This window comes from Acinetobacter sp. CIP 64.2, from assembly GCF_000369645.1.
Taxonomy (GTDB): domain Bacteria; phylum Pseudomonadota; class Gammaproteobacteria; order Pseudomonadales; family Moraxellaceae; genus Acinetobacter.
Window position 1 is genome coordinate 36,384 of record NZ_KB850120.1, and the last position, 25,311, is coordinate 61,694.

A 25,311-nucleotide genomic window follows, 5' to 3' on the forward strand; every position below is an offset into this window, starting at 1 on the left:
AGAACCGTATAGGAAATCGAATGACGCACACAAACTCCTTGCGTTTTGAGCTACAGCATTAACAGGACTCAGCCTTTTGTTTTGCTGTAATCAATTTTTTCATGGCTGTGGGAATGCCTTTGGCAATCGCGGTTTCTGGGCTCAGCCATATGCCATTTAATTCGATACTGAGTTGTTCTTTTTGATCGTGTTCCACGTGGAACAGCTGTTCGTATAACAACCAAGTAAAGTGAGTAAAGCTATGGCTAATCTGCAAAGATGATACTTGAGCTTGGAGTTTAAAGTGCTGTTCGATCTGTTGTAATTCGGTTGCTTGCTCAATAATGGGTAGGCAATACAGCCCACCCCAAAGTCCATGTGCTTCACGTTGCTGCCACAACCATTCATCACCTGACTGAATCAGGAGGACATTCGCCGTTTTCACGGGAACAGGTTTCTTGGCTTTTTTAAATGGCAGTTCATTTTCTAAGCCTTGTTGATAGGCCTGACAGTGTTGCTGCATGGGACAGTATAAACACAGTGGTTTTTTCGGGGTACACACGGTTGCCCCTAAATCCATAATCGCTTGGGTATAATCATGATTGCGCTCTTTTGGGCAGAGATCTTCCGCAATTTGCCAGAGTGCCCGTTCATGTTGGGGCTTGGATAGATCATCCTCGATGGCAAAAAAACGAGCCAATACACGTTTCACGTTACCATCCATAATCACGCCATACTGACGTAAGCCCAGTGACATGAGCGCCCCAGCCGTGGAACGTCCAATGCCCGGTAATTCGATCCATTGCTCTAGCGTTTCAGGGAAGTGACCTTGTTGGCTAACAATGCCTGCTGCTTTGTGCAGATTGCGTGCACGGGCGTAGTAACCGAGACCTGCCCAATAGGGTGCGACATCATCCCAACTGGCTTGACCTAAGGTTTCGACGCTTGGGAAGCGTTCAATAAAACGATCAAAATATTGTAATACGGTTTTGACTTGCGTCTGTTGCAGCATGATTTCTGAGACCCATACTTTGTAGGGATCATCGGCCACTTGCCACGGGAGGTCGTGACGACCATGTTGGTCGAACCAGGTAAGCAGTGCATCAGAAAATGAGAAATCAGGCATGAATCAGAACAGTAAAAAGCAGAGGCATAGTATAGCCGAAATAGGTTTTTTTAGGCGTTAAAATTCTATTGGAACATCAACGAGATGCAGGCCGTCAAAGACATAATGTGAAATTCGCTGAGAACTTGGCAAGACTCCGTTAAGTTTGCACTGCCCAATTTTTTGAAAGTTTATATATTTACGTGCAGGCGATGTCTTACTTTTGACAGGGCAAAAGTAACAAAACCTCTTTGTTCGGCTGACGGCATATTCTGCGCAATTTCAAAGCAAGGCTTTGAAAGCAGCGCAAGGCAACCAAACAGGCAACATCCATGTCGCCTCTACTCCAGCAAACGTTTACGAGCGTCTAAATTTGGGATTTGCCTAAGCAGATGTAATCAAGAGCTTAATGGATGTAATTATTTAATTTAGACGTTTGTTTAGATGCCCTTGGATAACCTTTCACATCACTTTAAATGTTTATCTAACAGTTCATACATCGCTTCAAGACTTTGACGCTCTGCTTCGGCGTTATAGCCTAAGTCAACATTATTGGCCTTGGCGCGTTCATCTGCGAGTGGATTGCTAAAACCATGTTTGGCATCTTCAAAAATAATGACTTCATGATCTACGGCTGCATCATGCATTTCCTGACGGAAGCTCGCGACATTGTCCAAGGTGACCATGCTGTCGAGTTCACCATGCAGCACTAAAATCTCGGCTTTGACTTTGCCTTTCTCAGCAGGCGCTTTCGGACTTAATATCGCATGGAAGGTGGCAACGGCTTTGATATCTGCGCCTGAACGTGCCAAATCGAGTACTACTTTACCGCCGTAGCAAAACCCAACTGCTGCCAATTTGTCGGGATTCACTTCTGCTTGAGCCGCTAAAGCATTTAAACCTGCTTGAGCACGGTCAACGATGGTATCTGCATGCTCAAAAGTCTGGTTCATCCATTCAGAGGCTTGTGGAACATTGGTTGTAACTTTCTTATCACCATACATATCAATGGCCAAAGCGGCAAAGCCATGTTCTGCAAGTTCACGGGCACGTTGTTCTGTGTATGCATTACGGCCCCACCATTCCGGTGCAACAATGACACCTGCAACAGGCATATCAATTGCAGGTGCAGCGAAATAACCAATCAGGCGTTGACCATCTGGCGCGGTATATTCAATTTCACGTGTATTAATCGGGAAGCTCATTCTATAATCCTGATCTGTATTTTTAAAAATGTATTGATTAAAGCATAAAAAAGAAAAATTGATGACATCATCACCACAAAAATGCGGCTGTCATTGAGAGGGTTGAGACATAAAAAAAGAAGAATACCAAGATTCTTCTTTTTCTTGTTCAATGCTATTTAGCCTTTAGACTTTGCCTCTGGATAAGAAACCGACGATTGCTAAAATCACGGCAACCACCAGTAAAATAACGGCAAAATCTTTAGATAAACCTGCCACGCCACCAAAGCCCAATAAGCTGGCAATGAGTGCGATTACAGCAAAAATAATGGCCCAGCGAAACATGATGTGTCCTCCTATTTTTTCGTTATTTTTTTACTATAACGCGTGTTTTTTGCACAAAATGTGGTGTTTATGTGGTTTAAATGTTCAATTCTTAAAGAGATGTTCAAGCAATTAAAACAGATTCGGTCAAGCAGATCCTCGATGAGTGCTATAATCAAAAAGTCATTTAAGATTGAAACAGCTGGTATGTCCATCGAACTACGCCCTAATTTCTGGAAACACTATCCCCTTGATCAGCTGAGTAATGCTGAATGGGAAGCATTGTGCGATGGCTGTGGTCTATGTTGTTTGGTCAAGCTTGAGGATGAAGAAACGGCAGAGGTGGCTTATACCAAAGTATCTTGCAAGTTACTCGACTGTAAAACGGCGCGTTGCTCGGATTATGCCAATCGCCAGCAACAGGTTCCTGATTGTATCCAGTTGACCCCAGCGCGTCTTGCAACCATCTCATGGTTACCGCCGAGTTGTGCTTATCGCCGTTTAAGCGAAGGTAAGAATCTACCTTCATGGCATTATCTCAATACGGGCTCGCGTCAAAGTGTGATTAAGGCCAAAAAATCTGCAGCTGGGCGTTGTATTTCAGAAGTGGAGGTTGATGAGGAGCAGATTGAAGACTACATCGTCCGCTGGATCCGTTGATTTTTGCAGGCAATGGATAAGTCGTGCTGATCATAAACACAACACTTTTACAGTATTTTTATTGATTAAACTCCCTAAGATAAATTTTATAAAGAGGGAGAGAAGCAATGAATAAACTGTTAATGACACCTTTGCTCTGTAGTAGCTTTTTATTTTTGTTGGCCTGTGGTCCAAACCATACCAATTCAAAACCGCCTGAAAATAATACCGCTCAGCAAAGTTCAATCCAGACACTCAAGCAGACCTATCAACTTGAATCCGTCACTGGCTTGAATGAGCCTTGGGCAATTGCAATTTTGCCCGATCAGCGTTTACTCATTACAGAGCGTAAGGGACAATTAAAACTCTTTGATCCAAAAACCAAAACCAGTCTGAATGTTTCAGGTGTACCTAAGGTTAGCTACGGTGGCCAAGGGGGCTTGGGGGATGTGGTCCTGCATCCTGATTTTCGCAACAATCATCGGCTTTATCTGAGTTATGCCACACAAGGACAAGGCGGGTATGGGGCGATGATCTCAACTGCAAAATTGGACTTATCCAATCCTCAACAACCGAAACTTACGGATTTAAAAGCAATCTGGCAACAAGTACCGAAGGTTTCTGGTCAGGGACATTATGGACATCGCATGTTATTTGGTGCTGATGGCAAACTGTGGGTCAGTTCGGGCGAGCGGCAAAAATTTGATCCCGCCCAAGATTTAAAAAGTAATTTGGGCAAAATTCTACGTTTAAATGAGGATGGAACAGCTGCTGAGGGTAATCCTTTTGCTGCGCAAGGTGGGGTCACTGCGGAAATCTGGTCATTGGGTCATCGTAATCCACTGGGTATGGCATTTGATGAACAAGGACAGCTGTGGGTGGTTGAAATGGGCCCCAAAGGCGGTGACGAGCTGAATCTGATTCTGAAAGGGGCCAATTATGGCTATCCAAAAGTTTCGAATGGTGATCATTATTCGGGTTTACCGATTCCTGATCATCATACCCGTCCTGAGTTTAAAGCCCCTGAAATTGATTGGACGCCAGTGATTTCACCTTCCAGTTTGATCATTTATTCAGGTCAGCAGTTGCCTTTATGGCAACATAAGGCACTCATTGGAGGCCTCTCCTCCAAGGCAATTGTGGTTGTCGATCTAAAATCTCGACCTGTGCAAGAGGTACAACGACTTGAGATGCAACAGCGTATTCGAGGATTACAACAGGCACAGGATGGTTCGATCTGGGTAATTGAGGATGGCCCTGAAGCCAGACTACTCAAGTTGAGTGCAAAATAAAAGTGAATGGATAGTGAATGGAAAATGATGAAATTGAATAATATCTCTAGGACTTCGAAACAGCTGTTATTCATGACGGGCTTGGTGTGTGCTAGCCCAATGTTATGGGCGCAACCGTTAAATGAGCCGCAGGTAAAAGCCATCGTGGATCAGCAATTTAAGCCTTTGTTGGCACAGTATAAAATCCCTGGTATGGCGGTTGCTGTGACCCTGAATGGACAACATTATTTCATCAATTATGGGCTGGCCTCTAAACAAAGCCAGCAAGCTGTCAGCAACAATACCTTATTTGAACTGGGTTCAGTGAGTAAGACCTTTAATGCAACTTTGGCAAGTTATGCCCAAGTACAAGGGCAGTTGTCCTTGTCTGATCACCCGGCCAAGTATTTTCCTGAACTGAAAAATACTGCCGTGGATCGTGCCACTCTGCTGAATCTTGGGACCTATACTGCAGGTGGTTTTCCATTGCAGTTTCCCGATCAGGTGGTTCAACAGCAGGATATGATTCAGTATTTCCAAAGCTGGAAACCAAAAACCGGCATAGGCGCTGCTCGCCAATATTCCAATCCAAGTATTGGTTTGATGGGGTATGTCACGGCGCGGGCAATGAAAAAACCCTATGCAGAGCTGCTTGAAAAAACACTGTTTCCGCAGCTCGGTTTGACCCAAAGTTTTATACAGGTGCCTGAACAACAGATGCCACAATATGCATGGGGATATAAAGCCGATCAAGCCCTGCGTGTTTCACCGGGAATGTTGGATGCGGAAGCGTATGGTGTGAAAAGTAGCAGTGCCGATATGCTGAGATTTCTGGATGTACAAATCAATCCACAACACTTGAAACAGCCGTTACGCAAAGCGATTGAAAATACACATGTCGGTTATTTTAAAGTGGGTGCCATGACGCAAGGTTTGGGTTGGGAGCAATATGCTTATCCTGTTAAGCTAGAGACGTTATTGCAGGGTAATTCAAGCAAAATGGCGTTAGAAAGCCATCCAGCAATTGCAATTAAACGGCCAAAGATTGCCCCAGCCGCCACCTATTTTAATAAAACAGGTTCAAGTAACGGTTTTGGCGCCTATGCTGCATTTATTCCAGAACAAAAAATTGGAATTGTGATGTTGGCCAATACCAACTTTCCGAATGAAGCACGGATTCAGGCCAGTTATACGGTTGTACAACAGCTGCTTCAAGCCAATACTGCGCAATAGAATGTCGCAGCGATTGCAGATTCAAATTGTAGATTTGGGTCAGACACAATAGACTAGGGTAAAAGATCATAAAGCCAGTGATGATGTCAGATACGCATATTCCTTTACCTGAACGTTTACGTCCACGTGACTTGTCCGAAATTATCGGACAAGATCATTTGCTGGGTGAGCATGCTCCTTTACGCCAGATGATTGATCAGGGGCATTTGCCTTCAATCATCTTCTGGGGCCCACCAGGGGTAGGCAAGACCACGATTGCATTGTTATTGGCTCAAGCGGTGGATCGTCCTTTTATTAGCTTGTCTGCGTTGAATACAGGGGTAAAAGAGCTGCGAGAGGTGATTGCGGAGAGTGGTGATCTGTTAACCCCCGTGGTCTTTATTGATGAAATCCATCGCTTCAATAAATCGCAGCAAGATGCGCTGCTGAATGCGGTAGAGAAAGGCAAAATTACGCTGATTGGCGCAACCACCGAGAATCCATCCTTTGAAGTCAACAGCGCGCTGTTGTCGCGCTGTCAGGTTTATACCTTAAACAATCTAAGTGCTGAAGCAATTCAAATGCTACTGAATAAGGCGATTCAAAACGATAAGTTTTTAAAAGAGCGTTTTATTCAGATCGAAGAATACGATGCGTTGGTGCAATTCGCTGCGGGTGATGCACGTAAGGCACTTAATCTGATTGATCTGATTGCCAGTACTTTTGAGCCTGATGTCGAAAATATCGTGACCAATGCGATTGTGGTCAAAGTGGCGCAGCAAAATATTGCACGCTATGACAAATCGGGTGAGCAGCATTATGATCTGGTTTCGGCCTTTATCAAATCGATTCGCGGCAGTGATCCAGATGCAACGCTATACTGGATGGCACGCATGTTAAAAGGTGGTGAAGATCCGGTCTTTATTGCACGTCGGATGTTGATTGCCGCCTCAGAAGATATTGGCAATTCCAACCCGAATGCCTTATTGCTGGCGGGAGAATGCTTCCGTTCAGTACAAGCTGTGGGGATGCCTGAGGCACGGATTATTTTGGGTCAATGTGCCGTATATCTGGCTACTAGTCCGAAAAGTAATAGCACCTACCTCGCGATTAATAAAGCGCTGGAGCTGGCTGAGAAAACGGCAAATCTGCCTGTGCCATTACACTTACGCAATGCCCCGACCAAGTTGATGAAGCAACAAGGCTATGGGGTCGATTATCTGTATCCGCATAACTATCCAGAGCATTTTGTTCTGCAAGAATATTTGCCACCTGAATTACGTGGTACCAAGTTGTATGAACGCGCCTTAAACAAACGTGAAGTTGAAGGTGAGCGTTTGCAACAACGACGCTGGCAGCAGGAACAGCAACAGCAGTAAGGATTCAACTCGAATCCTTACGGGTCATTTACAACTTTCCAAAGCAAGTTTTTGAGTGAAAGCGGAATTTTGCTTTGGTTTAAACGTCTATTTGTATAAAAATGAACGCAAGAAAAGCAACACTGATTGGACTGGTGGCCATCTTTTTATGGAGCTTGATCGTTGCCTTGATCAAGGATGTCAGCAGTCATTTTGGTGCAGTCGGTGGCGCGGCCTTAGTCTATACATTGGCTTCAATTTTTCTGTTGTGCTCAGTGGGTTGGACCCGCCTGAAAAGCTTTCCCAAAGCTTATTTAATTTGGGGCAGCATTTTATTTGTTGCCTATGAGCTTTGTCTGTCACTGTCGATTGGTTATAGCAGTAATAATCGGCAAGCTATTGAGGTGGGCATGGTCAATTATTTATGGCCCACCTTTACCATGGTCGCTGCGATTTTGTTTAACCAACAGAAAGCCAATTTTCTGATCATTCCTGGTTTTGCCATTTCTTTGCTGGGGATTGGCTGGGTGTTGGGAGGCGAGCAGGGCTTTGACTTGGCAGGCATGTTGCAAAACATACAGCAGAATCCGCTGAGCTATGGTCTTGCCTTTATTGGAACCTTGCTATGGGCAGCGTATTGTACGCTCACAGCGAGAATTGCGAAGGGTGTAAATGGCATCACTTTATTTTTTATGCTGGTTGCCATCGTACTTTGGATTAAATATCTGTTGATGGGGGGCGGAAGCTTTGATTTCGATTGGTCATCTTCGCTTTCTTTGTTGTTTGCTGCGGCTGCGATGGGTTTTGGCTATGCCGCATGGAATGTTGGGATTCTGCATGGCAATGTGACTTTGTTGGCTGGAGCTTCTTATTTTATTCCGGTTTTTTCAGCTCTTTGCTCAGCAATTTTACTGAGTACCCCATTGACATTTTCATTCTGGTTTGGAGCCTTGATGGTCTGTTTAGGCTCTATTTTATGCTGGATTTCGACACGGACACAGCACTAAAGGCTAGGTGGCTTGATGCTGTATTTGAGATGCGTCGCTACAGTCACTGTATTTTTGTAAGTGCCCTCTAGACACTGCCGATAAAAGGTCGCATCATCATCCGCTTATCAAGGATGATTAAGTTTCACCATGACCACAAACAAAATTAATGCCGCGGAAAGTATCCGAGGCTTGGCATGTCTCGCCGTTGTGTTGTCACATATCTCACTGACTTTCTTCCCACAGCTGCATAATTTTGATGCCAGTAGGGTGCCGCAATATGAGTTTTTTGCGCAGCTCCATCATTCTCCTCTGGCATTCTTTTATTCGGGTACAGGGGCGGTTTTTGTTTTTTTTGTGCTAAGTGGATTTGTACTGAGTTTATCCAGTTTTAAGAAGCAAAATAGTGCAGCACAGTTGAAAACATCCTTAATTAAGCGCTATCCACGTTTGGCCATTCCGACCTTTGTGTCTTGTGTGATTGCCTATCTGGTGTGTTTTATCCCTGTCGATGTGTCTCATGTTTCAGAATGGGGCGCAGCGTTGGCCAATCCACATCCACAACTGAGTACAGCACTTTATGAAGGCAGTATCGGTGCATTCTTATTTGGGGATTCCAGCTATAACTGGGTACTGTGGACCATGCAAATTGAGTTACTTGGGTCACTGGTCATTTATCTTGCCTGTTATTTTTATGGCAAGTTGCCTATTCTCTGTGGTCTGTTTTTGATCTTGAGTGTGATTACTGCTTATCTGATTTCACAAACGGTATTACTTGGCATCCTGAGTTTTATTTTGGGGATGGGACTGTTTCTGTATGCCGTAGAGCTGAATACCGTCGTTTCGGTTGTGCTGTTTATATTGGGCTTATATTTGTGTGGTGCGCATAACAGTAGTGCCAGCTATCAGTTTTTCACCCGCTTTTTAGGTGAACAAACGTACGACTACCTCAACTTTGTCGGTGGTTTTTGTATTGTCTATGCGGTGCTTAAAGGTCAATGGCTCGCCCAATGTTTTGATCGAACCGTTTGGGTGTTTTTAGGTAAGATTTCATTTTCGATTTATCTGATCCACTTAGCGGTACTGTATGCTTTGGGCATTCCATTGTTTAATTTCTTCTACGTACAAGGCGGCTTGTCTTATCTCAATGCGGGATTACTGGCGAGTGTAGTGATTATGTTGCTGAGTATTCTTTTGGCACAACCCTATAGTCGTTATGTCGATGATGCTGCGATTAAAATCTCGAATAAGCTGGCAAAAATGTTTTAACTGCTAAGTTATGCCGTCGCTATCCGTTGGCTTGCGGCATATTGAAAAATTGAACAAACATTACAAAAATCATCAGGCAAAGCTTTCTATTGTCGCCAGAATCAGTTTTAATCAAAAAAGACATAATAAAAATATGGGTTTTAATACATGAACCGTACTCATCTCAAACACTTTAGCCTATTCACTTCGATTTCGGTGGCGATGGCAGGCTGCGCAAGCACAGCAGTACCCGTCACAGCAACAGAACAGCTGTTTTATGGTGGTCCAATTCTCACTATGTCGGGCGATGCACCTGAATATGCAGAAGCCATCCTGGTCAAAGATGGAAAGATTCGTTTTGTCGGGTCTAAGCAGCAGGCAGTACGCTTGGCGGATCGAAAAGTTCAGTCGATTGATCTAAAAAATAAAACCTTATTACCGAGCTTTATTGATGCGCATAGTCATGTGAATATGGTCGGTTTCCATCAAATGGTCGCCAATCTTTACCCGATGCCTGATGGGCAGGTTTCAAATATCAATTCTCTGGTGAATGTATTGACGCAATGGGAAGCTCAGAATCCTGCTGTAATTAAAACCATGGGCGGCTGGATTCTGGGTAATGGTTATGATGATGCGCAACTGACTGAGCAACGCCATCCGACGGCAACCGATCTAGACCGGGTCTCCAAAGATCAGCCAGTGATGATCTTGCATCAATCGGGGCATTTGGCTTCGGTCAATCATAAAGCACTGGAATTACTGAAGATCGATCTACATACCCCAAATCCAGCGGGTGGAGTGATTCGCCGTGAAGCAGGTTCAAACGTACCAAATGGTGTATTGGAAGAATCGGCTTTATTTACTGCGATCGGCTCAATTTTTAAAGATGTACCCCCTGCAGTGATGTTTCAGATTGCAGAAAAAGGCATTGCTGCCTATGTGAAAAATGGCTTCACCACGGTTCAGGAAGGGCGGGCTGATCAGGGCACCACGGAAATGTGGCATGCTTTGGCTCAGCAAAATCGGTTGCCGATTGATGTGGTGTCTTACCCTGATATCACCACCAGTCAAGACTATATGCTTAAGCAAGGCAGTAGCCATCAGTATGATCATCATTTTCGTATTGGCGGAGTCAAAATTAGCTTAGATGGCTCACCTCAGGGGAAGACCGCTTGGCTGACACAGCCCTATTTAGTTCCACCTGAAGGTAAAGATAAGACTTATAGAGGCTATCCTGCGATCAGTAATGATCAACAGGTCAAGGACTATATCAATTTAGCCTTTAAGCAAGGCTGGCAAGTACTGGCCCATGCCAATGGTGACGCAGCCATTGATCAGTTTATTGGCGCGGTAAAAGATGCCACTGCAAAACAAGGCAAAGCAGATCGCCGCAGTGTACTGATCCATTCGCAAACCATTCGGGATGATCAGCTGGATCAGCTCAAAGCACTTGATATTATTCCGTCATTTTTCTCTTTACATACTTTTTATTGGGGGGATTGGCATCGCCAACAAACGCTTGGAGAGACCAGAGCTGCCCGTATTTCGCCAACGGCAACGGCATTCAACAAGCATCTGATCTTTACCGAGCACCATGATGCCCCGGTGGTACCACCGAGTAGCATGATGATGCTGGACGCCACGGTAAATCGAGTGACACGTACGGATTATGTACTGGGCGCAGATGAAAGAATCAGTCCTTATCTGGCATTAAAATCGATGACAGCTTGGGCGGCGTATCAATATTTTGAAGACCAGACCAAGGGCACATTAACTCAAGGCAAGTTGGCTGACTTGGTGATCTTGGATCAGAATCCGCTGACCGTACCGAGTCGTGAGATTAAAAACATTAAAGTGTGGGCCACCTATAAGGAAGGCAAGCTGATTTATCAGGATTCAAGCCATTAAAAGCATAAAAAAACCGAGCTAAAACGCTCGGTTTTTATTTCTACCAACGGTAATTGATCTTGCCGTAATAGAACGCACCATTAAAGCCAAAAGGCGAGAACTGGCTATACGGTAAGCTTCCCCCAGTCGGTTGGTTGATGTCATATACATCCTTATCAGGATAAACATCGGTAATATTGTCGCCACCCACGGTAAAGTTCCAGTTTTGATATTGGTAAGACAGGGCTAAGTCCAGTAACCATTTGGCTGAGAATTTTTGGTCTTTGGCTGCGCCTGAATTATTAAAGGTCTTAAAACTGCCGTAGCGGGTGAGATTGGTATTCACACTGAAATTTCCAAGCTTATAGTCATTCGCTAAACTGAATTTATGTTCAGGGGTACTCGCGGCAAGTAGACCATATTGCTCTCGACGGTCCAATCGGGTCAGATTGATTCCCAATGCATCTAAGATCGCAGGATTGCCATCTACATGAGTGACTTTATTTTTATTGTAGTTATAAGCCAAAGAGCTATTCAGTTCCCCATAAGGCAAGTCCGTCCACTTATAGGTCGCGACTAAATCAACACCGCGGGTCCGGGTATCGCTGGCATTGTTGAAATAACGGATGGTGCTGAAGTTGGTGTTGCTGATGCCATTTGAATTCAGATATTGACGTACTGTATTGCTACTGGCATTGATATTGGAAGACAGGCTAATGCGGTGATCAATGTCGATTTGATACGCATCCAGGGTCACATACAACTGATCTGTCGGCGTCAGTACCAGACCCACACTATAGTTTTTTGATTTTTCTGGTTTCAGCTGTTCGGCACCGAGTAATAGCGCCACTTGTGAGCTGGTTGGAAAAGTGCCAGCTTCAACCAACTGACCATTGACCAGTTGGGAGGAGGTCTGAGCAAAATATTGTTGCGCTAAGCTTGGTGCACGAAAACCTGTAGAGGCACTGCCACGGACTGCAAGCGTAGGATGAATGGCATAGCGTAAAGACAGGGATGCATTATCGGTGTGACCAAAATCATTGTAATATTCATGGCGATAGGCTGTAGATGCAGACAATTTTTCAGTTAAATTGGCTTCTAAATCCAGATAAGCCGCATAACTGTCGCGTGACCATTCTCCTGCATCAGCAGCACGAAAACCGGCTAAACCAGAAGAGCCACTTTTATAATAAGAAGCAGGATCACCTGCTTGAATCTGATATTTCTGATTCAGATATTGCGTTCCAAAGGCAACATTCAGTGGGCTGGCGAGTGCTGCGAGATTAAACGCTCGAGAAAGATCGAAATTCACCACGGTTTGAGCATTTTTCAGCGTACCATTTTGGAAGCCAAAAGGGGTGGCAGCGGTGTCTTTATAGAGATCGACATTAATCGTTTTGGTATCGACATCATAACGATTTAAGCCATAATTGACCGAAGCATCATAATGCCATGCTGACCAATCACCTTTGATCCCTGCCACCGCGCCAAAATCATCCAGTTGTCCTTGTATGATTGGCAGATAGCCATTTGGATAGAGGGCAGGAATATTATTGGAGGCATTGCTTAAACGATAGAATCCCGCAGTCTCGGCATTACGGTGGCTATAGGTGGCAAAGGAATACAGTTCCGTGTTATCACTGAGATCGTAGCCCAGATTGATGGCTGCTTTGACTTCATCGGAATCTGGATCACCAAAGCGGAAAGTGCGTTGCCCATAGGTGCTTGATTTCGGATCACGCAAGTCAGGTCCTGCACGGTTGGTGGCTTGGCTATCCTGCCATTCTCCTGAAAAAATCGCATAGCCATAATGATTCAGTTGGGTGCCACCTGACACAAAAGATTGTTTTTGCTCACCATCGCCCTTGTTATAAATGCCGTATTTAATCCCTGCTTCGCCATGTTTTGGATTGGATTTCAAAATAATATTAATCACGCCTGCAATCGCATCAGAACCATAGCGAGCCGATGCACCTTCACGCAACACTTCGACACGGCTAATCGCCGAGATGGGAATGGCATTTAAATCAGTGGGCGCAGAACCTCGGCCAATGGTCCCGCCGAGATTGATAAAAGCCCCTGTATGGCGACGTTTACCATTGACCAAAACCAGTACCTGATCAGGTGCGAGTCCTTTCAGTTGTGCAGGCCGAACCAGTTCAGTGCCATCGACGACGGTAGGGCGGGGAAAATTAATTGAAGGGATAATCCGTGATAAGGCTGTGCCCAGTTCGTTGGAACCAGTGCGTTCAGTTAGCTCTTTGGCACTAATCACATCAATCGGCTGTAAGGATTCGGTTTGTGAGCGATTGTTGGCACGGGTTCCTGTCACCACAATCGTCGCGAGTGTTTTGACCTGTTCGGGTTCGATAGGATTGTTTTCTGCTGCATGTAGATTGCTATACAGGGCCAGTAGAATCAGACTCGTACTGAGACGAAAGGGAAAGGTTTTGGTCTGGGGAGTATTCATGTTGATGTTCTAACTCAAGTTCTGTAAACATTTGTGAACATGGTAGGAGCATCAAAATATTTTCAAAAACAATATAAAAACATAAGATTAGAACAAAATTTGCAAAGCTGAAAATGATGTTTTTTAAGTAAATGATTTATAGAATATTGATATTTAAAATGAAGTTGTTTTTTGAAACGAAAATAAAAAACCAGCCCGAGCGGACTGGTTTTTCAGAAGCAGTAACGGCCTAATCTAACTTAGATATCGTCTAAGTTAATGCCTAAACGGGCAGCGACTTCTTCATAAGCTTCAACCACACCACCTAAACCTTGGCGGAAACGATCTTTATCAAGTTTCTTCTTGGTGTCTTTATCCCATAAACGGCAACCGTCTGGAGAGAACTCATCACCCAACACGATACGGTCATGGAACACGCCAAATTCAAGTTTGAAATCAACCAGAATCATATTACCTGCATCGAATAATGCTTTGAGTACATTATTCACTTGGTAAGTGAGTTCTTTCATTTTTTCAAGTTGTTCAGCGGTTGCCCAACCCAAAGCAATCGCTTGAGATTCGTTTACCATTGGATCGCCAAGCGCGTCATCTTTAAAGAACAATTCAAAGGTTGGAGGCGTTAATTCTTTACCTTCTTCAACGCCTAAACGACGGCACAGTGAACCTGCTGCGTAGTTACGAATTACGCATTCAACCGGGATCATGTGCAACTTTTTCACCAATACTTCAGTTGGAGAAAGCAGTTTTTCAAAATGCGTTTCGATACCGGCTGCAGCCAATTTGTCCATGATGAAGGCGTTAAAACGGTTGTTGACCTTGCCCTTACGATCGAGTTGCTCAATTTTTTCGCCATTGAATGCTGAAGCATCATCACGAAAGACCAAAATCAGGTGATCAGCGCTATCTGTCTCGTATACAGATTTAGCTTTACCAGTATAGAGCAAGGTTTGTTTTAACATGGAGGAACCTTTTGAAAAAAAATGCCTAGTAAACGACTAGGCTGGCCAATTTTGGTAAATCTGGGTTAACACTTCAGTCGCAACCGCTGGGTCTGCGAACGTGGTGTCAGGTTTGAAGAGGGCAATAGTATTGTTTGAGCCTACCGCAGACAGCTTTAACACGTAGTTCTGATCATTCACCTTAATCGTTGCTTCATAGCCATGATCTGCTTGCGAGATGACTTTATAGTTGAGGCTGCTCACGGTAGCAAAGGCATATTGCCACGCAGTCGCCGTTGGGCCTTCCACCTTCAATAATGGATTTTTATTGCCATCCATCACCAGTTGTGGACGCCCTAAGCGGGTTACTGTCGCTTCAGTGCTATTGCTTGCGGTTTGCATTGACTCTGGACGAGGTAATGCATAACGGTTGCCAGTTTTATTCTCAAATGTTGGCGCATGTTGAATCGCAAGTGGGTCAACCGTTGGTGCTGGATACAATGGCGTGAATGGTCTTACCGTTGCATTCTCAGGGAATTTGAGAGGTTCAAGCGCTTGCGCTTTTTTATAATCTAAAGAATGATTATTGAGGGCAAAACGACCACAACCAGCCAAACTTAAAGCTGAAATGACAAGGACAACACCAAGACGTAATTGCATCATAAATTGCTCGTATTAAATAATGCCCGCAGTTTTTAAATCTGTGCGGAGCGGTTCACGATATTGTTCTGCGAGAGCGGTTAAAGGCAGGCGTAAACCTGTACTAATGTATCCCATCTCATGCAACGCCCATTTCACAGGAATTGGGTTTGATTCGCAAAACAAAATATTGTGTAGATTTGCAATTTGTTGATTCAAATGCTGTGCTTTGGCTTGATCGCCAGCCAAGGCGGCTTCACAAACTTCGCTCATTTGTTTTGGTGCAACATTGGCCGTAACCGAGATGTTTCCTTTCGCACCCAGTAAAATCAGTTCCCAAGCAGTTTCATCATCGCCTGAGTACACTGCAATTTTACCTTTTAAACCTTCGATGAGCGCTTGACCACGAGGTACATCACCTGTTGCATCTTTAATCCCAACAATGTTTTTAACATCAGCAAGACGAATCACGGTTTCATTTTGCATGTCAACGCCGGTACGGCCTGGAACATTATAAAGAATTTGTGGAATATCAACGGCTTCAGCAATCGCTTTATAGTGTTGATATAAGCCTTCTTGTGTGGGTTTATTATAATATGGTGTAACGAGCAATGCGGCATCGGCACCGAGTTCTTTGGCTGCTTTGGTGAGTTCGATTGCTTCGTGAGTCGAGTTTGCACCTGTACCCGCGATAATTGGAATGCGTTTATTGGCTACACGAATCACTTCTTTGATGACTTGTGTGTGTTCTTCCATGTTTAACGTAGAGGCTTCGCCCGTTGTGCCAACAGCAACAATACTATGTGTACCTTGTTGGATGTGCCACTCAACGAGCTTCTCAAGGCTCTTCCAATCTACGCGACCATCTTCAAACATAGGGGTGACGAGTGCGACAATTGAACCTTGAATATTCTGTGCTAGCTGAGTCATTTTAAAAAACTATCCTATTTTCCCATCCGAGATTGAATTAGTTGAAACGAAATATTGGATGGTTGCAGTATTTTGATTCGCCGTTCAATAATGAATTCGATTGAATGACAATTATGCAAATTATGACTGATCAGCGGCATAAGAACAATATGCTTTAGTCAAACAGCTGAAAACTTTCCTTCATCTTTAAGCTGAATGATTTTCATCTTAAGAAAAGTTTATATCGGGTTGGCTAGCCAGATGAGATGAGGCAAGGTATTGTACTCGGGAGTAATCTAGATTGAATAATGAGATGCAAACTGATTCAAAACACAGCGCCTTAATTGTGGTCGATGTGCAAAATGGATTTACCCCAGGTGGAAACTTGGCAGTCACGGATGCGGATCAGATAATCCCTGTGATTAACCAACTGGCACAACAGTTTGATACGGTAATCCTGACGCAGGACTGGCATCCTGATCAGCATGTCTCCTTTGCTGATAATCATCTAGATAAACGAGCTTTTGAGACCATTGAGTTGCCTTACGGGACTCAGGTCTTGTGGCCAAAGCATTGTGTACAGGGCACACAGGATGCTGAATTTCATCCCAAGCTGGATATTCCCACCGCACAGCTGATTATCCGTAAAGGCTTCCATGTGGAGATTGATAGCTACTCTGCCTTTATGGAAGCGGACCGCAAAACTCCGACGGGTCTCCAGGGCTATTTAAAAGAACATCAAATCGATACGGTCTACCTTGTCGGGATTGCCACTGATTTTTGTGTCGCATGGACGGCACTGGATGCTGCACAGATGGGATTCACAACCTATGTGATTGAAGATGCCTGTAAAGCGATTGATTTGAATGGTTCACTGCAACAGGCGTGGCAACAGATGTTAGAGCAAGGGGTTCAGCGGATTCAATCGACTGTAATTTTGGCATAAGCTTGAGCTATCTGATCTAAAGGCGCTAAACTGCGAAAGCGGGTGCATCAGCATCTGTTAAATTATGCCTTAAACCTGAATTGAGCGTTTTATGACTGTTGAACTTGATGATTTTGATCAAAAAATTATCCATCATTTACAGATGAATGGACGCTTGGCCAATCAGGAACTCGCTGAATTGGTCGGGTTATCGACCTCTCAATGTTCACGCCGCCGTGTGCAGCTTGAGCAGAAGAAGATTATTACGGGTTATTATGCACAAATCGCATTGAGTGCTGATCCGGCACCGATTATGGGGATTATTGAGGTAAAATTGCAAAATTATAGTGATGCAACCCATGATCGCTTTGTTGAATTTTTAATGCATGAGCCGGCAGTCAAAGATATTCATAAACTGACAGGCAGCTATGATTTTGCATTGAAAGTTGCAGTTAAAAATCTCGATGAAATGGTCAAGCTGATCGGGATTTTATCCTCCAAGAACTTTGGTGTCAGTAATCTCAATACTTCGATTGTGCTGGAAAAGTTGAAAGAAAACGGGATTGCAATTAAATAAAAAACGGATCTCGTTGTCAGATTATCTCGTACCAAGCCAAAGCAACACAGGTCAAAGCATATAGATTATTCGAAATGGATTATTTTGAATATAAATTGCATTTATGCCAAAAATATAAGAATAAATTGCGAAATTTAAATAAAAATGATCAAATATGGCATGTCTTTGCTTGAAGACGTCTCTCCCTTCTGCTGTTCTGTTTTTGAGTTATGCCTTATGAATACCGAGCAAAATGTATCTCTGGTAAGTCCAGTCGTGTCTGTCATCGACCAACATTCCAAGATTGAAGATGCATTGGCCATGTTGACAGGGACATTTATCCTTTCTTTTGCCATGATCTTATTAAAACAAGCTGGCATTATGAGTGGAGGAACGGCTGGTCTATCTTTGTTACTCCATTACGTTACAGACATCAAATTTGGTACGCTATTTTTCCTAATCAATATTCCATTCTATTATTTTGCCTATAAAAAGATGGGGATCGCACTGGTGGTGAAAACCTTTATTGCCGTGACATTGCTAGCGGGATTTAGTGAGCTTATTCCGCAGTTTTTCCATCTTTCAGATGTCAATCCAATTTATGCCACCATTTTTGCCAATGTATTGATGGGGGTGAGCTTTCTGATTTTATTTAGACATCGTTCAAGTTTAGGGGGCATTAATTTGCTGGCCTTGTATTTACAGGAACGTTTTAATATTCCAGCAGGTAAAGTTCAGTTGGGGCTGGATATGGCAATCTTGTCCACGTCATTATTATTTGTGGACTGGAAATTGATTTTGATTTCGATTTTGGGTGTGATCATTTTGAATTCGATTATTCTACTGAATCATAAAACCACGCGCTATGTGGCATAAAACCATTGTGTTGTTATTCTAATAAATAAAAAGATAGAAGAAGGGCAAACCCTTCTTCTATCTCATGGTTTATTCTACGGTCACACTCTTGGCAAGGTTTCGAGGCTGATCCACATCTGTTCCACGTAATACAGCAACATGATAAGAAAGCAACTGCACAGGAATACTGTAGACAATAGGTGCTAACCATTCATTAACTGCTGGGACGTGTACGACATGTTGGCGATCTTTGCCGTGAATGCCGCTGTTTTCATCTGCAAAGATAAATAACTCACCACCACGTGCTTGTACTTCTTCCATGTTGGATTTAAGTTTATCCAGCATATCGTCATGAGGTGCCAAGATCACCACAGGCATGTCATTGTCGACTAATGCCAATGGGCCATGTTTGAGCTCACCTGCGGCATAGCCTTCAGCATGAATGTACGAAATTTCTTTTAGTTTCAATGCACCTTCAAGTGCAATCGGGAAATTCGTACCACGGCCCAAGAACAAGCAATGATTTTTTTCAACAAATAATGCAGACAGGCGAAGAATTTCAGTATCACCTTGTAAGGTATCTAAAATAATTTTCGGGCAGTGCCATAACGCAGTTGCAATTTCTGTAAGCTTGTCCGCAGACAAACGTTGTTTCACTTGACCCACTTTTAGTACCAATAACATCAATGCGGCAAGTTGGGTAGTAAAGGCTTTGGTTGATGCCACGCCAATTTCCGGCCCTGCCAGTGTCAGCAAGTGATGATTTGTTTCACGAACCATAGATGAAGTTGCAACGTTGCAAATCGTCATGGTGCTGATATCAAGGTTGTTGGCTTTCGCACGTTTTTGTGTTTCACGTAATGCCGCTAAAGTATCCGCGGTTTCACCTGATTGTGAAATACAGATATATAGGGTATTGGCGACGATTACTGGATTGCGGTAGCGGAACTCGCTTGCAATTTCAACTTGGCAAGGCACGCCAATCAATGCTTCAAACCAGTATTTGGCAATCATTCCAGCATGGTAGCTGGTTCCGCAGGCTATGATTTGCACTTGTTGAATTTTTGCAAAATCAGCATTGGCATGACTGAGAAAATCATCACGTAAGCTATTGCCGTTGAGCGCTTGGGAAATTGTTTGCTGAATGGCTTCAGGCTGCTCATAAATTTCTTTGAGCATAAAGTGCTTATATTCACCTTTAGAGGCATTGCTCACCGTTGCATCCAATTCTTTCACTGGACGTTCAACAGCTTCACCATTGACAAAAACTTCAATGCTAGTACGAGTTAAGCGTGCAATATCGCCTTCTTCCAAGTACACAAAGCGATTGGTCACTGGCAATAAGGCCAATTGGTCTGAACTGATAAAGTTTTCACCTATCCCTACGCCAATGACGAGTGGCGAACCTTCACGAACGGTAATCAGCTCATCAGGATGGGCCGTATGAATAATACCAAGCGCATAAGCCCCTCTAAGGCGAGGGGGGATGTTTTGCACCGCTTCGAGTAGGCTATCGGTTTGCTGCAATGCATGATGAACAAGATGTGCAACCACTTCGGTATCGGTTTGCGATGTAAATACATAGCCCAGTGCTTGTAATTCATCTTTCAGTTCTTGGTAGTTTTCAATGATCCCGTTATGAACCACGGCGACATTGCCAGAAACATGCGGATGCGCATTATTTTCGGTTGGTTTACCATGTGTCGCCCAACGGGTATGTGCAATACCGACATTTCCCGTTAAATTTTGTTCTGATACCGCTTCAGCCAAATTAGCGACTTTGCCAACACGACGTTCACGTAAAATATTCTGATTATTCAGTAAGGCTAATCCTGCAGAGTCATAGCCACGATATTCGAGGCGTTTTAGGCCTTCAATGAGAATATCGGTTACACAACGTTCAGCAACGCCACCAACAATACCACACATAATTTTATCCTCTTATTTTTTCAGTTTTTGGGGACGTTGATAATTTGCTTTTTCAAACTGTTTTGATCGTTCGACAGCTAAACTATGGTCAGCCACATCTCGGGTTAAGGTTGACCCCGCACCTGTGGTCGCACCTTGACCAATCTTGATGGGTGCAACCAGTGAGTTATTGGTTCCGATAAACACATTGTCTTCAATAATCGTACGGTGTTTATTGGCACCATCATAGTTACAGGTAATGGTACCTGCACCAATATTACAGCCTACACCAATCTCGGCATCACCTAAATAAGTGAAGTGATTGGCTTTAGATCCTAGACCAATTGTTGAGTTTTTGATTTCAACAAAATTGCCGATATGGACATCATTGGCAAGGTTGGCACCTGGACGTAGACGGGCGAAAGGGCCGATCTGGGCGTTTTCACCGACTATAGCATTTTCAAAAATGCTATAGGCCTGAACTTTGGTACCCGCAGCAATACGGGTATTCTTTAAAATACAGCCTGCGCCAAGATGGACATTATCACCAAGCTCACAGTCACCTTCAATAATGACATTGACATCGATTTGCACATCCTGACCACATTGCAGGCTGCCACGTAAATCAAAACGATTTGGATCAATTAAGTGGACACCTTGTTGCATCAACTCTTTGGCTTGCTGCTGCTGGAATTGACGCTCTAAGGTTGCAAGTTGTAAACGATCATTAACGCCTTCAACTTCGAATTCAAGCTCTGGTTGAATAGAGGCAATTTCCAAGCCATCGGCAACCGCCATTGCCACAATATCAGTCAGGTAATATTCACCTTGAACGTTATTGTTCGAGAGTTTGGGTAGCCATTGATGCAATTTGGCATTGCTGACACAATAGATTCCCGTATTAATTTCTTGAATCTGACGTTGTTCTTCATTGGCATCTTTATGTTCAACAATGGCTTGGATTTTGCCCGCTTGACGAACGATACGACCATAACCTGTTGGATTTTCGACATTCAGGGTAATCATACCAATCCCTGATTGGCTTGATGCCTCGAGCAGTTGTTCCAGCGTGCTTTGACGAACCAAGGGGACATCACCATACAGAATCAATGAGATGCCATCCTGCGGTAATACAGGCAAGGTCATCTGCACAGCATGGCCTGTGCCAAGTTGTTCAGCTTGTTTAACCCATTCAATTTGTTCCGCTGCAAAGCTTTGCTTGACCAAATCGCCACCATGTCCATAAATGGTAATGATGTTTTGGGCATGTAGTTTTTTTGCTGTTTGAATGACATGTCCAAGCAACGGACGGCCTGCGAGGGGTTGTAATACTTTTGGTAGTTGTGAACGCATTCGCGTTCCTTTCCCTGCTGCAAGAATAATAACAGTTGTTGACATAACTAACTCTAAATGGCTTAAGTCAAAGGTAAGAGTGGAGAATAAAAATACACAGCGCTGCCCAGAGGCCAGCGATGATGTCATCAAGCATAATTCCTAAGCCGCCAGAGACTTTTTGGTCTGCCCAGCTGATTGGAAATGGCTTCCAGACATCAAATATACGGAATAAAACGAAGCCCGCAATGACCCATGGCCAGTTCATCTGCCCTAAGTAAAGCAAAGGAAGGAGGGTAATTGATTGTCCCGCAAATTCATCCCACACAATACGTCCGTCATCATGCACATTGATGACTTTTGCGGTATGGCCACAAATATAAATGCCAATCACAGACATTAAAATGACCACCACCAAGCTGGCGGATAAACCAAGATATAACCAGACGGGAATAAACAGCAATGCAAAGGCTGAACCAAAGGTTCCAGGGGCTTTAGGAGCTAAACCCGAGCCAAACCCGACACCACAGAAAACGATGAAACGGTCTAGCCAGCTCATTTGGCTAAATTGAATGGGAGGCTTATGCAAAGTGTTGGTATCCATGAACATGTAATGGGGTAATTTCACCCATATACTCAAATAACAATCCTGTTTTTGGGGTAATTTCGCCGATTATTGTAAGCGGAACATCTAATTGTTGTCGCGACAGTTGTTTAAAGTTTTGCGGTGATATTGTAAAGCATAATTCGTAATCGTCACCACCTGCGAGTGCATAATGCCAAGCCTGTTGCAGATCCAGTTGTTTGAGCGAGGGATCGAGGGGAAGTTGATCAAGCTGTAGTTTGGCACCGACATGAGAGGCTTTTAAAATATGTCCGAGATCTTGGGCAAGTCCATCTGATACATCAATCATACTTGATGCCAATCCCTTTAGCTGTTGGCCGAGCTGGCAACGTGGTGTTGGGTAATCTAAGCGTTGTTGTAAGGCATGCCCCAAATGCTGCAATCCAAAGGCGGCATCACCAATTTGTCCACTGACACAGATATAGTCACCCACCTGAGCGCCTGCACGGGTAATGGCCTGACCTTGTTCAATCCAGCCTAAAGCGGTCACACTAATGCTGAGTTGAGTGCTTTGAGTGGTATCTCCGCCAATCAGACTCACAGTAAATTGATCGCAGCAATCAAATAAACCCTGACTAAAGCCAGCCAACCAGTCATGATCAATACTGGGCAGGCTAAGCGCCAGTAAAATACTGTGGGGTTTTGCTCCCATTGCCGCCAAGTCAGATAAATTGACAGCCACACTTTTCCAGCCAATTGCATGGGCAGCGGTATCTAGGGGGAAATGTCGTCCAGCAACCAGCGTATCTGCACAGATCACCAATTGTTGTAAGGGCGGGGGAGTAACGATGGCTGAGTCATCGCCGATACCCAAGCTCACATCGGAATTGGATGCTCGCTGAAAGTAACGCTCGATAATTGAAAACTCAGCCATGTAACACAAGCCTATTATTTTGCTTGTTGTTTTTCAGCTTCACGAAGCTTCGATGAAAGACGGTCTAATACACCATTGATGTATTTATGACTATCTGCACCACCAAAGTGTTTAGCTAGCTCAATCGCTTCATCAAGTACAACGCGGTACGGAACTTCGAGGTGATCTCGGAGTTCATAGGCACCTAATCGTAAAGTGGCAAGTTCTACGCCATCCAGGGCATTTAACTCACGGTCAAGTACAGGGATGAGTAACTCATCTAAAGCTTCATGTTGAGCAACCACTTGAGTGAGCAATTCATGGTAATAGTTAAGGTCAACTTTGTGCATGGCATTTTCAACACGGGTACGTGCTTCAATTTCATGGACTGGGTTATGACTCATTTGCCATTCATAAATCCCTTGTACAGCAAAACGACGTGCTTTGCGTTTCGCTGCATAAGCGGCCTGAAGTGTTTGCGACATGCTTTAAATTGCCTTTAATAAGTTAACCATTTCGATTGCAGTCAATGCAGCTTCGCTACCTTTGTTACCTGCTTTCGTACCAGAACGTTCAATTGCTTGTTCAATACTGTCTGTGGTTAAGACACCATTGATCACCGGCATTGTGCTTTCAAGTGCAACCACACCTAAACCTTTTGCACATTCGCCTGCAACAAAATCAAAATGTGGTGTGCTACCACGAATCACTGCACCTAAAGCAATGATGGCATCAAATTTATTTGATGCAGCAAGTTTTTTTGCAACGATTGGCAGTTCCCATGCACCAGGTGCATGAATCACGGTAATCGCGTCTTCTGCAACACCATGACGTTTTAAGGTGTCGATTGCACCTTCGAGTAAATGTTCAACCACGAAGCTGTTGAAACGACCGACTAAGATCGCATAACGACCTTCGCTTGCGAGATGTAATAAACCTTCAATTCGGCGAATTGCCATAGCAACCTCGATTATTTTGCTGTGATTTGATCGGCAGTGATGTATTCCACTACCTCTAAATTAAATCCGGATAAGGCATTGAAGCGAAGCGGCGAGCTGAGCAGCTTCATCTTCTCAACACCTAAATCACGTAGAATCTGTGCACCGACACCAATCGTTTGGTATTGATGGGATAATGCTGCATTGGATTTCAGCGGTTTTGGCTGATTTAAGCTATTCAGTGCAGGCCCTAAATCTTCCAGATGATCCTGACCAATCCACACCAACACACCACGATCACTTGCTGCAATGGTTTTCATTGCATGATCTAAATTCCAGGCAGATGAACCATCGGCTTTGTTGAGTTTTAATAAGTCACGAATTGGGCTGAAACCATGAACACGTACCGTGGTCACCCCTTGCTTTGGGTCACCTTTCACCAACGCCACATGAATGTCTGGATTACCGATTTCACGGTATTTATACAGTTCAAATGCGCCGTATTCGGTTTCAATGCTTTCTTGAGACAGACGTTCAACGGTTTGTTCATTGGTCATGCGGTAATGAATCAGATCCGCAATAGTGCCAATTTTTAAGCCATGTTTTTCTGCAAATACTTCTAAATCAGGACGACGCGCCATGGTGCCGTCATCGTTAATAATTTCACAGATCACAGAGGCAGGTTCTAGACCCGCTAGGCGGGTTAAGTCACAGCCTGCTTCGGTATGACCTGCACGATGCAATACACCGCCAGGTTGTGCCATCAAAGGAAAGATATGACCTGGTTGCACGATATCACTTGGTTTGGCATGTGCAGCAACCGCAGTGCGAATGGTATGCGCACGTTCAGCTGCTGAAATCCCTGTGCTGATTCCTTCCGCAGCTTCAATGGAGAGCGTAAAGTTGGTCGCGTGTTGTGCGCCATTTTGATCAACCATCAATGGCAAGTTGAGCTGTTTGCAACGGTCACGACTCAGTGTTAGGCAGACCAGTCCACGTGCATGGGTGATCATGAAGTTAATATCTTCTGGACGAACATGCGTTGCAGCGATGACTAAATCACCTTCATTTTCACGATCTTCATCATCCATGAGGATGACCATTTTGCCTGCACGAATATCTGCGACAAGCTCTTCAACACGACTCAGCGGCATTCGCTTTCACCTTTGA

24 protein-coding genes are annotated in these 25,311 nt (G+C 44.1%); 10 read left to right on the forward strand and 14 right to left on the reverse strand.

Translation table 11 applies throughout. The annotated features are described in order from the left end of the window. Positions 1-58: 58 nt before the first annotated feature. The 3 genes from mutY to F895_RS19240 all read right to left on the reverse strand — a co-directional run bounded on the left by mutY (position 59) and on the right by F895_RS19240 (position 2,613). Positions 59-1,105 (reverse strand): A/G-specific adenine glycosylase, encoded by a 1,047-nt coding sequence (mutY, locus tag F895_RS18530; protein ID WP_005238010.1) that lies wholly within the window; start codon positions 1,103-1,105, stop codon positions 59-61. A 446-nt stretch (positions 1,106-1,551) separates the two neighbouring features. Further along, complete coding sequence (locus F895_RS18525) at positions 1,552-2,289, reverse strand: dienelactone hydrolase family protein (RefSeq protein ID WP_005238011.1); 738 nt, start codon at positions 2,287-2,289, stop codon at positions 1,552-1,554. A 165-nt stretch (positions 2,290-2,454) separates the two neighbouring features. Beyond that, on the reverse strand, positions 2,455-2,613 hold the full coding sequence (locus F895_RS19240; RefSeq protein ID WP_004656956.1) for a DUF1328 domain-containing protein: 159 nt from the start codon (positions 2,611-2,613) through the stop codon (positions 2,455-2,457). 186 nt (positions 2,614-2,799) lie between these two features. Between F895_RS19240 and F895_RS18515 the strand changes: the two genes are divergently transcribed. The 7 genes from F895_RS18515 to F895_RS18485 all read left to right on the forward strand — a co-directional run bounded on the left by F895_RS18515 (position 2,800) and on the right by F895_RS18485 (position 11,214). Then, entirely contained in the window at positions 2,800-3,252 is a 453-nt protein-coding gene (locus tag F895_RS18515) for a YcgN family cysteine cluster protein (protein WP_010589866.1), read from the forward strand. Between the two features lie 107 nt (positions 3,253-3,359). Further along, complete coding sequence (locus tag F895_RS18510; protein ID WP_005238013.1) at positions 3,360-4,523, forward strand: PQQ-dependent sugar dehydrogenase; 1,164 nt, start codon at positions 3,360-3,362, stop codon at positions 4,521-4,523. A gap of 72 nt (positions 4,524-4,595) precedes the next feature. After that, a complete protein-coding gene (ampC, locus tag F895_RS18505; RefSeq protein WP_416202035.1) occupies positions 4,596-5,735 on the forward strand; it encodes a class C beta-lactamase in 1,140 nt (379 codons plus the stop codon). A gap of 83 nt (positions 5,736-5,818) precedes the next feature. Beyond that, the gene (locus tag F895_RS18500; protein WP_005238015.1) at positions 5,819-7,093 is read left to right on the forward strand and encodes a replication-associated recombination protein A; all 1,275 of its coding nucleotides are present in this window, start codon (positions 5,819-5,821) and stop codon (positions 7,091-7,093) included. Positions 7,094-7,194: 101 nt separating this feature from the next. Beyond that, a complete protein-coding gene (gene yddG / locus F895_RS18495; RefSeq protein WP_005238016.1) occupies positions 7,195-8,079 on the forward strand; it encodes an aromatic amino acid DMT transporter YddG in 885 nt (294 codons plus the stop codon). A 129-nt stretch (positions 8,080-8,208) separates the two neighbouring features. Continuing rightward, the gene (locus tag F895_RS18490; RefSeq protein ID WP_005238017.1) at positions 8,209-9,327 is read left to right on the forward strand and encodes an acyltransferase family protein; all 1,119 of its coding nucleotides are present in this window, start codon (positions 8,209-8,211) and stop codon (positions 9,325-9,327) included. 147 nt (positions 9,328-9,474) lie between these two features. Beyond that, positions 9,475-11,214, forward strand: a complete 1,740-nt coding sequence (locus F895_RS18485) for an amidohydrolase (RefSeq protein ID WP_005238018.1) — start codon at positions 9,475-9,477, stop codon at positions 11,212-11,214. Positions 11,215-11,254: 40 nt separating this feature from the next. On the opposite strand, the gene F895_RS18480 is transcribed toward F895_RS18485, so the two are convergent. The 4 genes from F895_RS18480 to dapA all read right to left on the reverse strand — a co-directional run bounded on the left by F895_RS18480 (position 11,255) and on the right by dapA (position 16,170). Further along, on the reverse strand, positions 11,255-13,663 hold the full coding sequence (locus tag F895_RS18480) for a TonB-dependent receptor plug domain-containing protein (protein WP_005238019.1): 2,409 nt from the start codon (positions 13,661-13,663) through the stop codon (positions 11,255-11,257). Between the two features lie 239 nt (positions 13,664-13,902). Further along, positions 13,903-14,622, reverse strand: a complete 720-nt coding sequence (purC, locus tag F895_RS18475; protein WP_005238020.1) for a phosphoribosylaminoimidazolesuccinocarboxamide synthase — start codon at positions 14,620-14,622, stop codon at positions 13,903-13,905. 36 nt (positions 14,623-14,658) lie between these two features. Next, positions 14,659-15,261, reverse strand: a complete 603-nt coding sequence (locus F895_RS18470; RefSeq protein ID WP_005238022.1) for a hypothetical protein — start codon at positions 15,259-15,261, stop codon at positions 14,659-14,661. 15 nt (positions 15,262-15,276) lie between these two features. Further along, the gene (gene dapA, locus F895_RS18465; RefSeq protein ID WP_005238024.1) at positions 15,277-16,170 is read right to left on the reverse strand and encodes a 4-hydroxy-tetrahydrodipicolinate synthase; all 894 of its coding nucleotides are present in this window, start codon (positions 16,168-16,170) and stop codon (positions 15,277-15,279) included. 292 nt (positions 16,171-16,462) lie between these two features. Between dapA and pncA the strand changes: the two genes are divergently transcribed. From pncA to F895_RS18450, 3 genes are all read left to right on the forward strand, one after another. Then, positions 16,463-17,095, forward strand: coding sequence for a bifunctional nicotinamidase/pyrazinamidase (gene pncA, locus F895_RS18460; protein ID WP_005238025.1), 633 nt, complete (start codon positions 16,463-16,465; stop codon positions 17,093-17,095). Between the two features lie 91 nt (positions 17,096-17,186). Further along, on the forward strand, positions 17,187-17,651 hold the full coding sequence (locus tag F895_RS18455; protein WP_004803451.1) for an Lrp/AsnC family transcriptional regulator: 465 nt from the start codon (positions 17,187-17,189) through the stop codon (positions 17,649-17,651). A gap of 216 nt (positions 17,652-17,867) precedes the next feature. Next, positions 17,868-18,506, forward strand: coding sequence for a YitT family protein (locus tag F895_RS18450; RefSeq protein WP_005238026.1), 639 nt, complete (start codon positions 17,868-17,870; stop codon positions 18,504-18,506). A 69-nt stretch (positions 18,507-18,575) separates the two neighbouring features. Here the strand turns inward: F895_RS18450 and glmS are convergent, their stop codons facing one another. Genes glmS through ribBA form a run of 7 tightly spaced genes read right to left on the reverse strand, consistent with a single transcriptional unit; the run spans position 18,576 to position 25,295 of the window. Next, positions 18,576-20,414 carry a glutamine--fructose-6-phosphate transaminase (isomerizing) gene (glmS, locus tag F895_RS18445; RefSeq protein ID WP_005238027.1) on the reverse strand — a complete coding sequence of 613 codons (1,839 nt, stop codon included), beginning with the start codon at positions 20,412-20,414 and terminating at the stop codon, positions 18,576-18,578. Between the two features lie 12 nt (positions 20,415-20,426). Beyond that, positions 20,427-21,791: a bifunctional UDP-N-acetylglucosamine diphosphorylase/glucosamine-1-phosphate N-acetyltransferase GlmU gene (gene glmU, locus F895_RS18440; RefSeq protein ID WP_010589861.1), complete on the reverse strand. Its 1,365-nt coding sequence runs from the start codon at positions 21,789-21,791 to the stop codon at positions 20,427-20,429. 22 nt (positions 21,792-21,813) lie between these two features. Further along, on the reverse strand, positions 21,814-22,329 hold the full coding sequence (locus F895_RS18435; RefSeq protein ID WP_005238030.1) for a phosphatidylglycerophosphatase A family protein: 516 nt from the start codon (positions 22,327-22,329) through the stop codon (positions 21,814-21,816). Continuing rightward, on the reverse strand, positions 22,307-23,224 hold the full coding sequence (gene thiL / locus F895_RS18430; protein WP_005238031.1) for a thiamine-phosphate kinase: 918 nt from the start codon (positions 23,222-23,224) through the stop codon (positions 22,307-22,309). Before thiL ends, F895_RS18435 begins: the two co-directional genes overlap by 23 nt. A 14-nt stretch (positions 23,225-23,238) precedes the next feature. Further along, the gene (nusB, locus tag F895_RS18425; RefSeq protein WP_004657014.1) at positions 23,239-23,688 is read right to left on the reverse strand and encodes a transcription antitermination factor NusB; all 450 of its coding nucleotides are present in this window, start codon (positions 23,686-23,688) and stop codon (positions 23,239-23,241) included. A 3-nt stretch (positions 23,689-23,691) separates the two neighbouring features. Continuing rightward, positions 23,692-24,162 carry a 6,7-dimethyl-8-ribityllumazine synthase gene (gene ribE / locus F895_RS18420; RefSeq protein ID WP_004637206.1) on the reverse strand — a complete coding sequence of 157 codons (471 nt, stop codon included), beginning with the start codon at positions 24,160-24,162 and terminating at the stop codon, positions 23,692-23,694. An 11-nt stretch (positions 24,163-24,173) separates the two neighbouring features. Next, positions 24,174-25,295 (reverse strand): bifunctional 3,4-dihydroxy-2-butanone-4-phosphate synthase/GTP cyclohydrolase II, encoded by a 1,122-nt coding sequence (ribBA, locus tag F895_RS18415; protein ID WP_005238032.1) that lies wholly within the window; start codon positions 25,293-25,295, stop codon positions 24,174-24,176. Between the last annotated feature and the right edge of the window lie 16 nt (positions 25,296-25,311).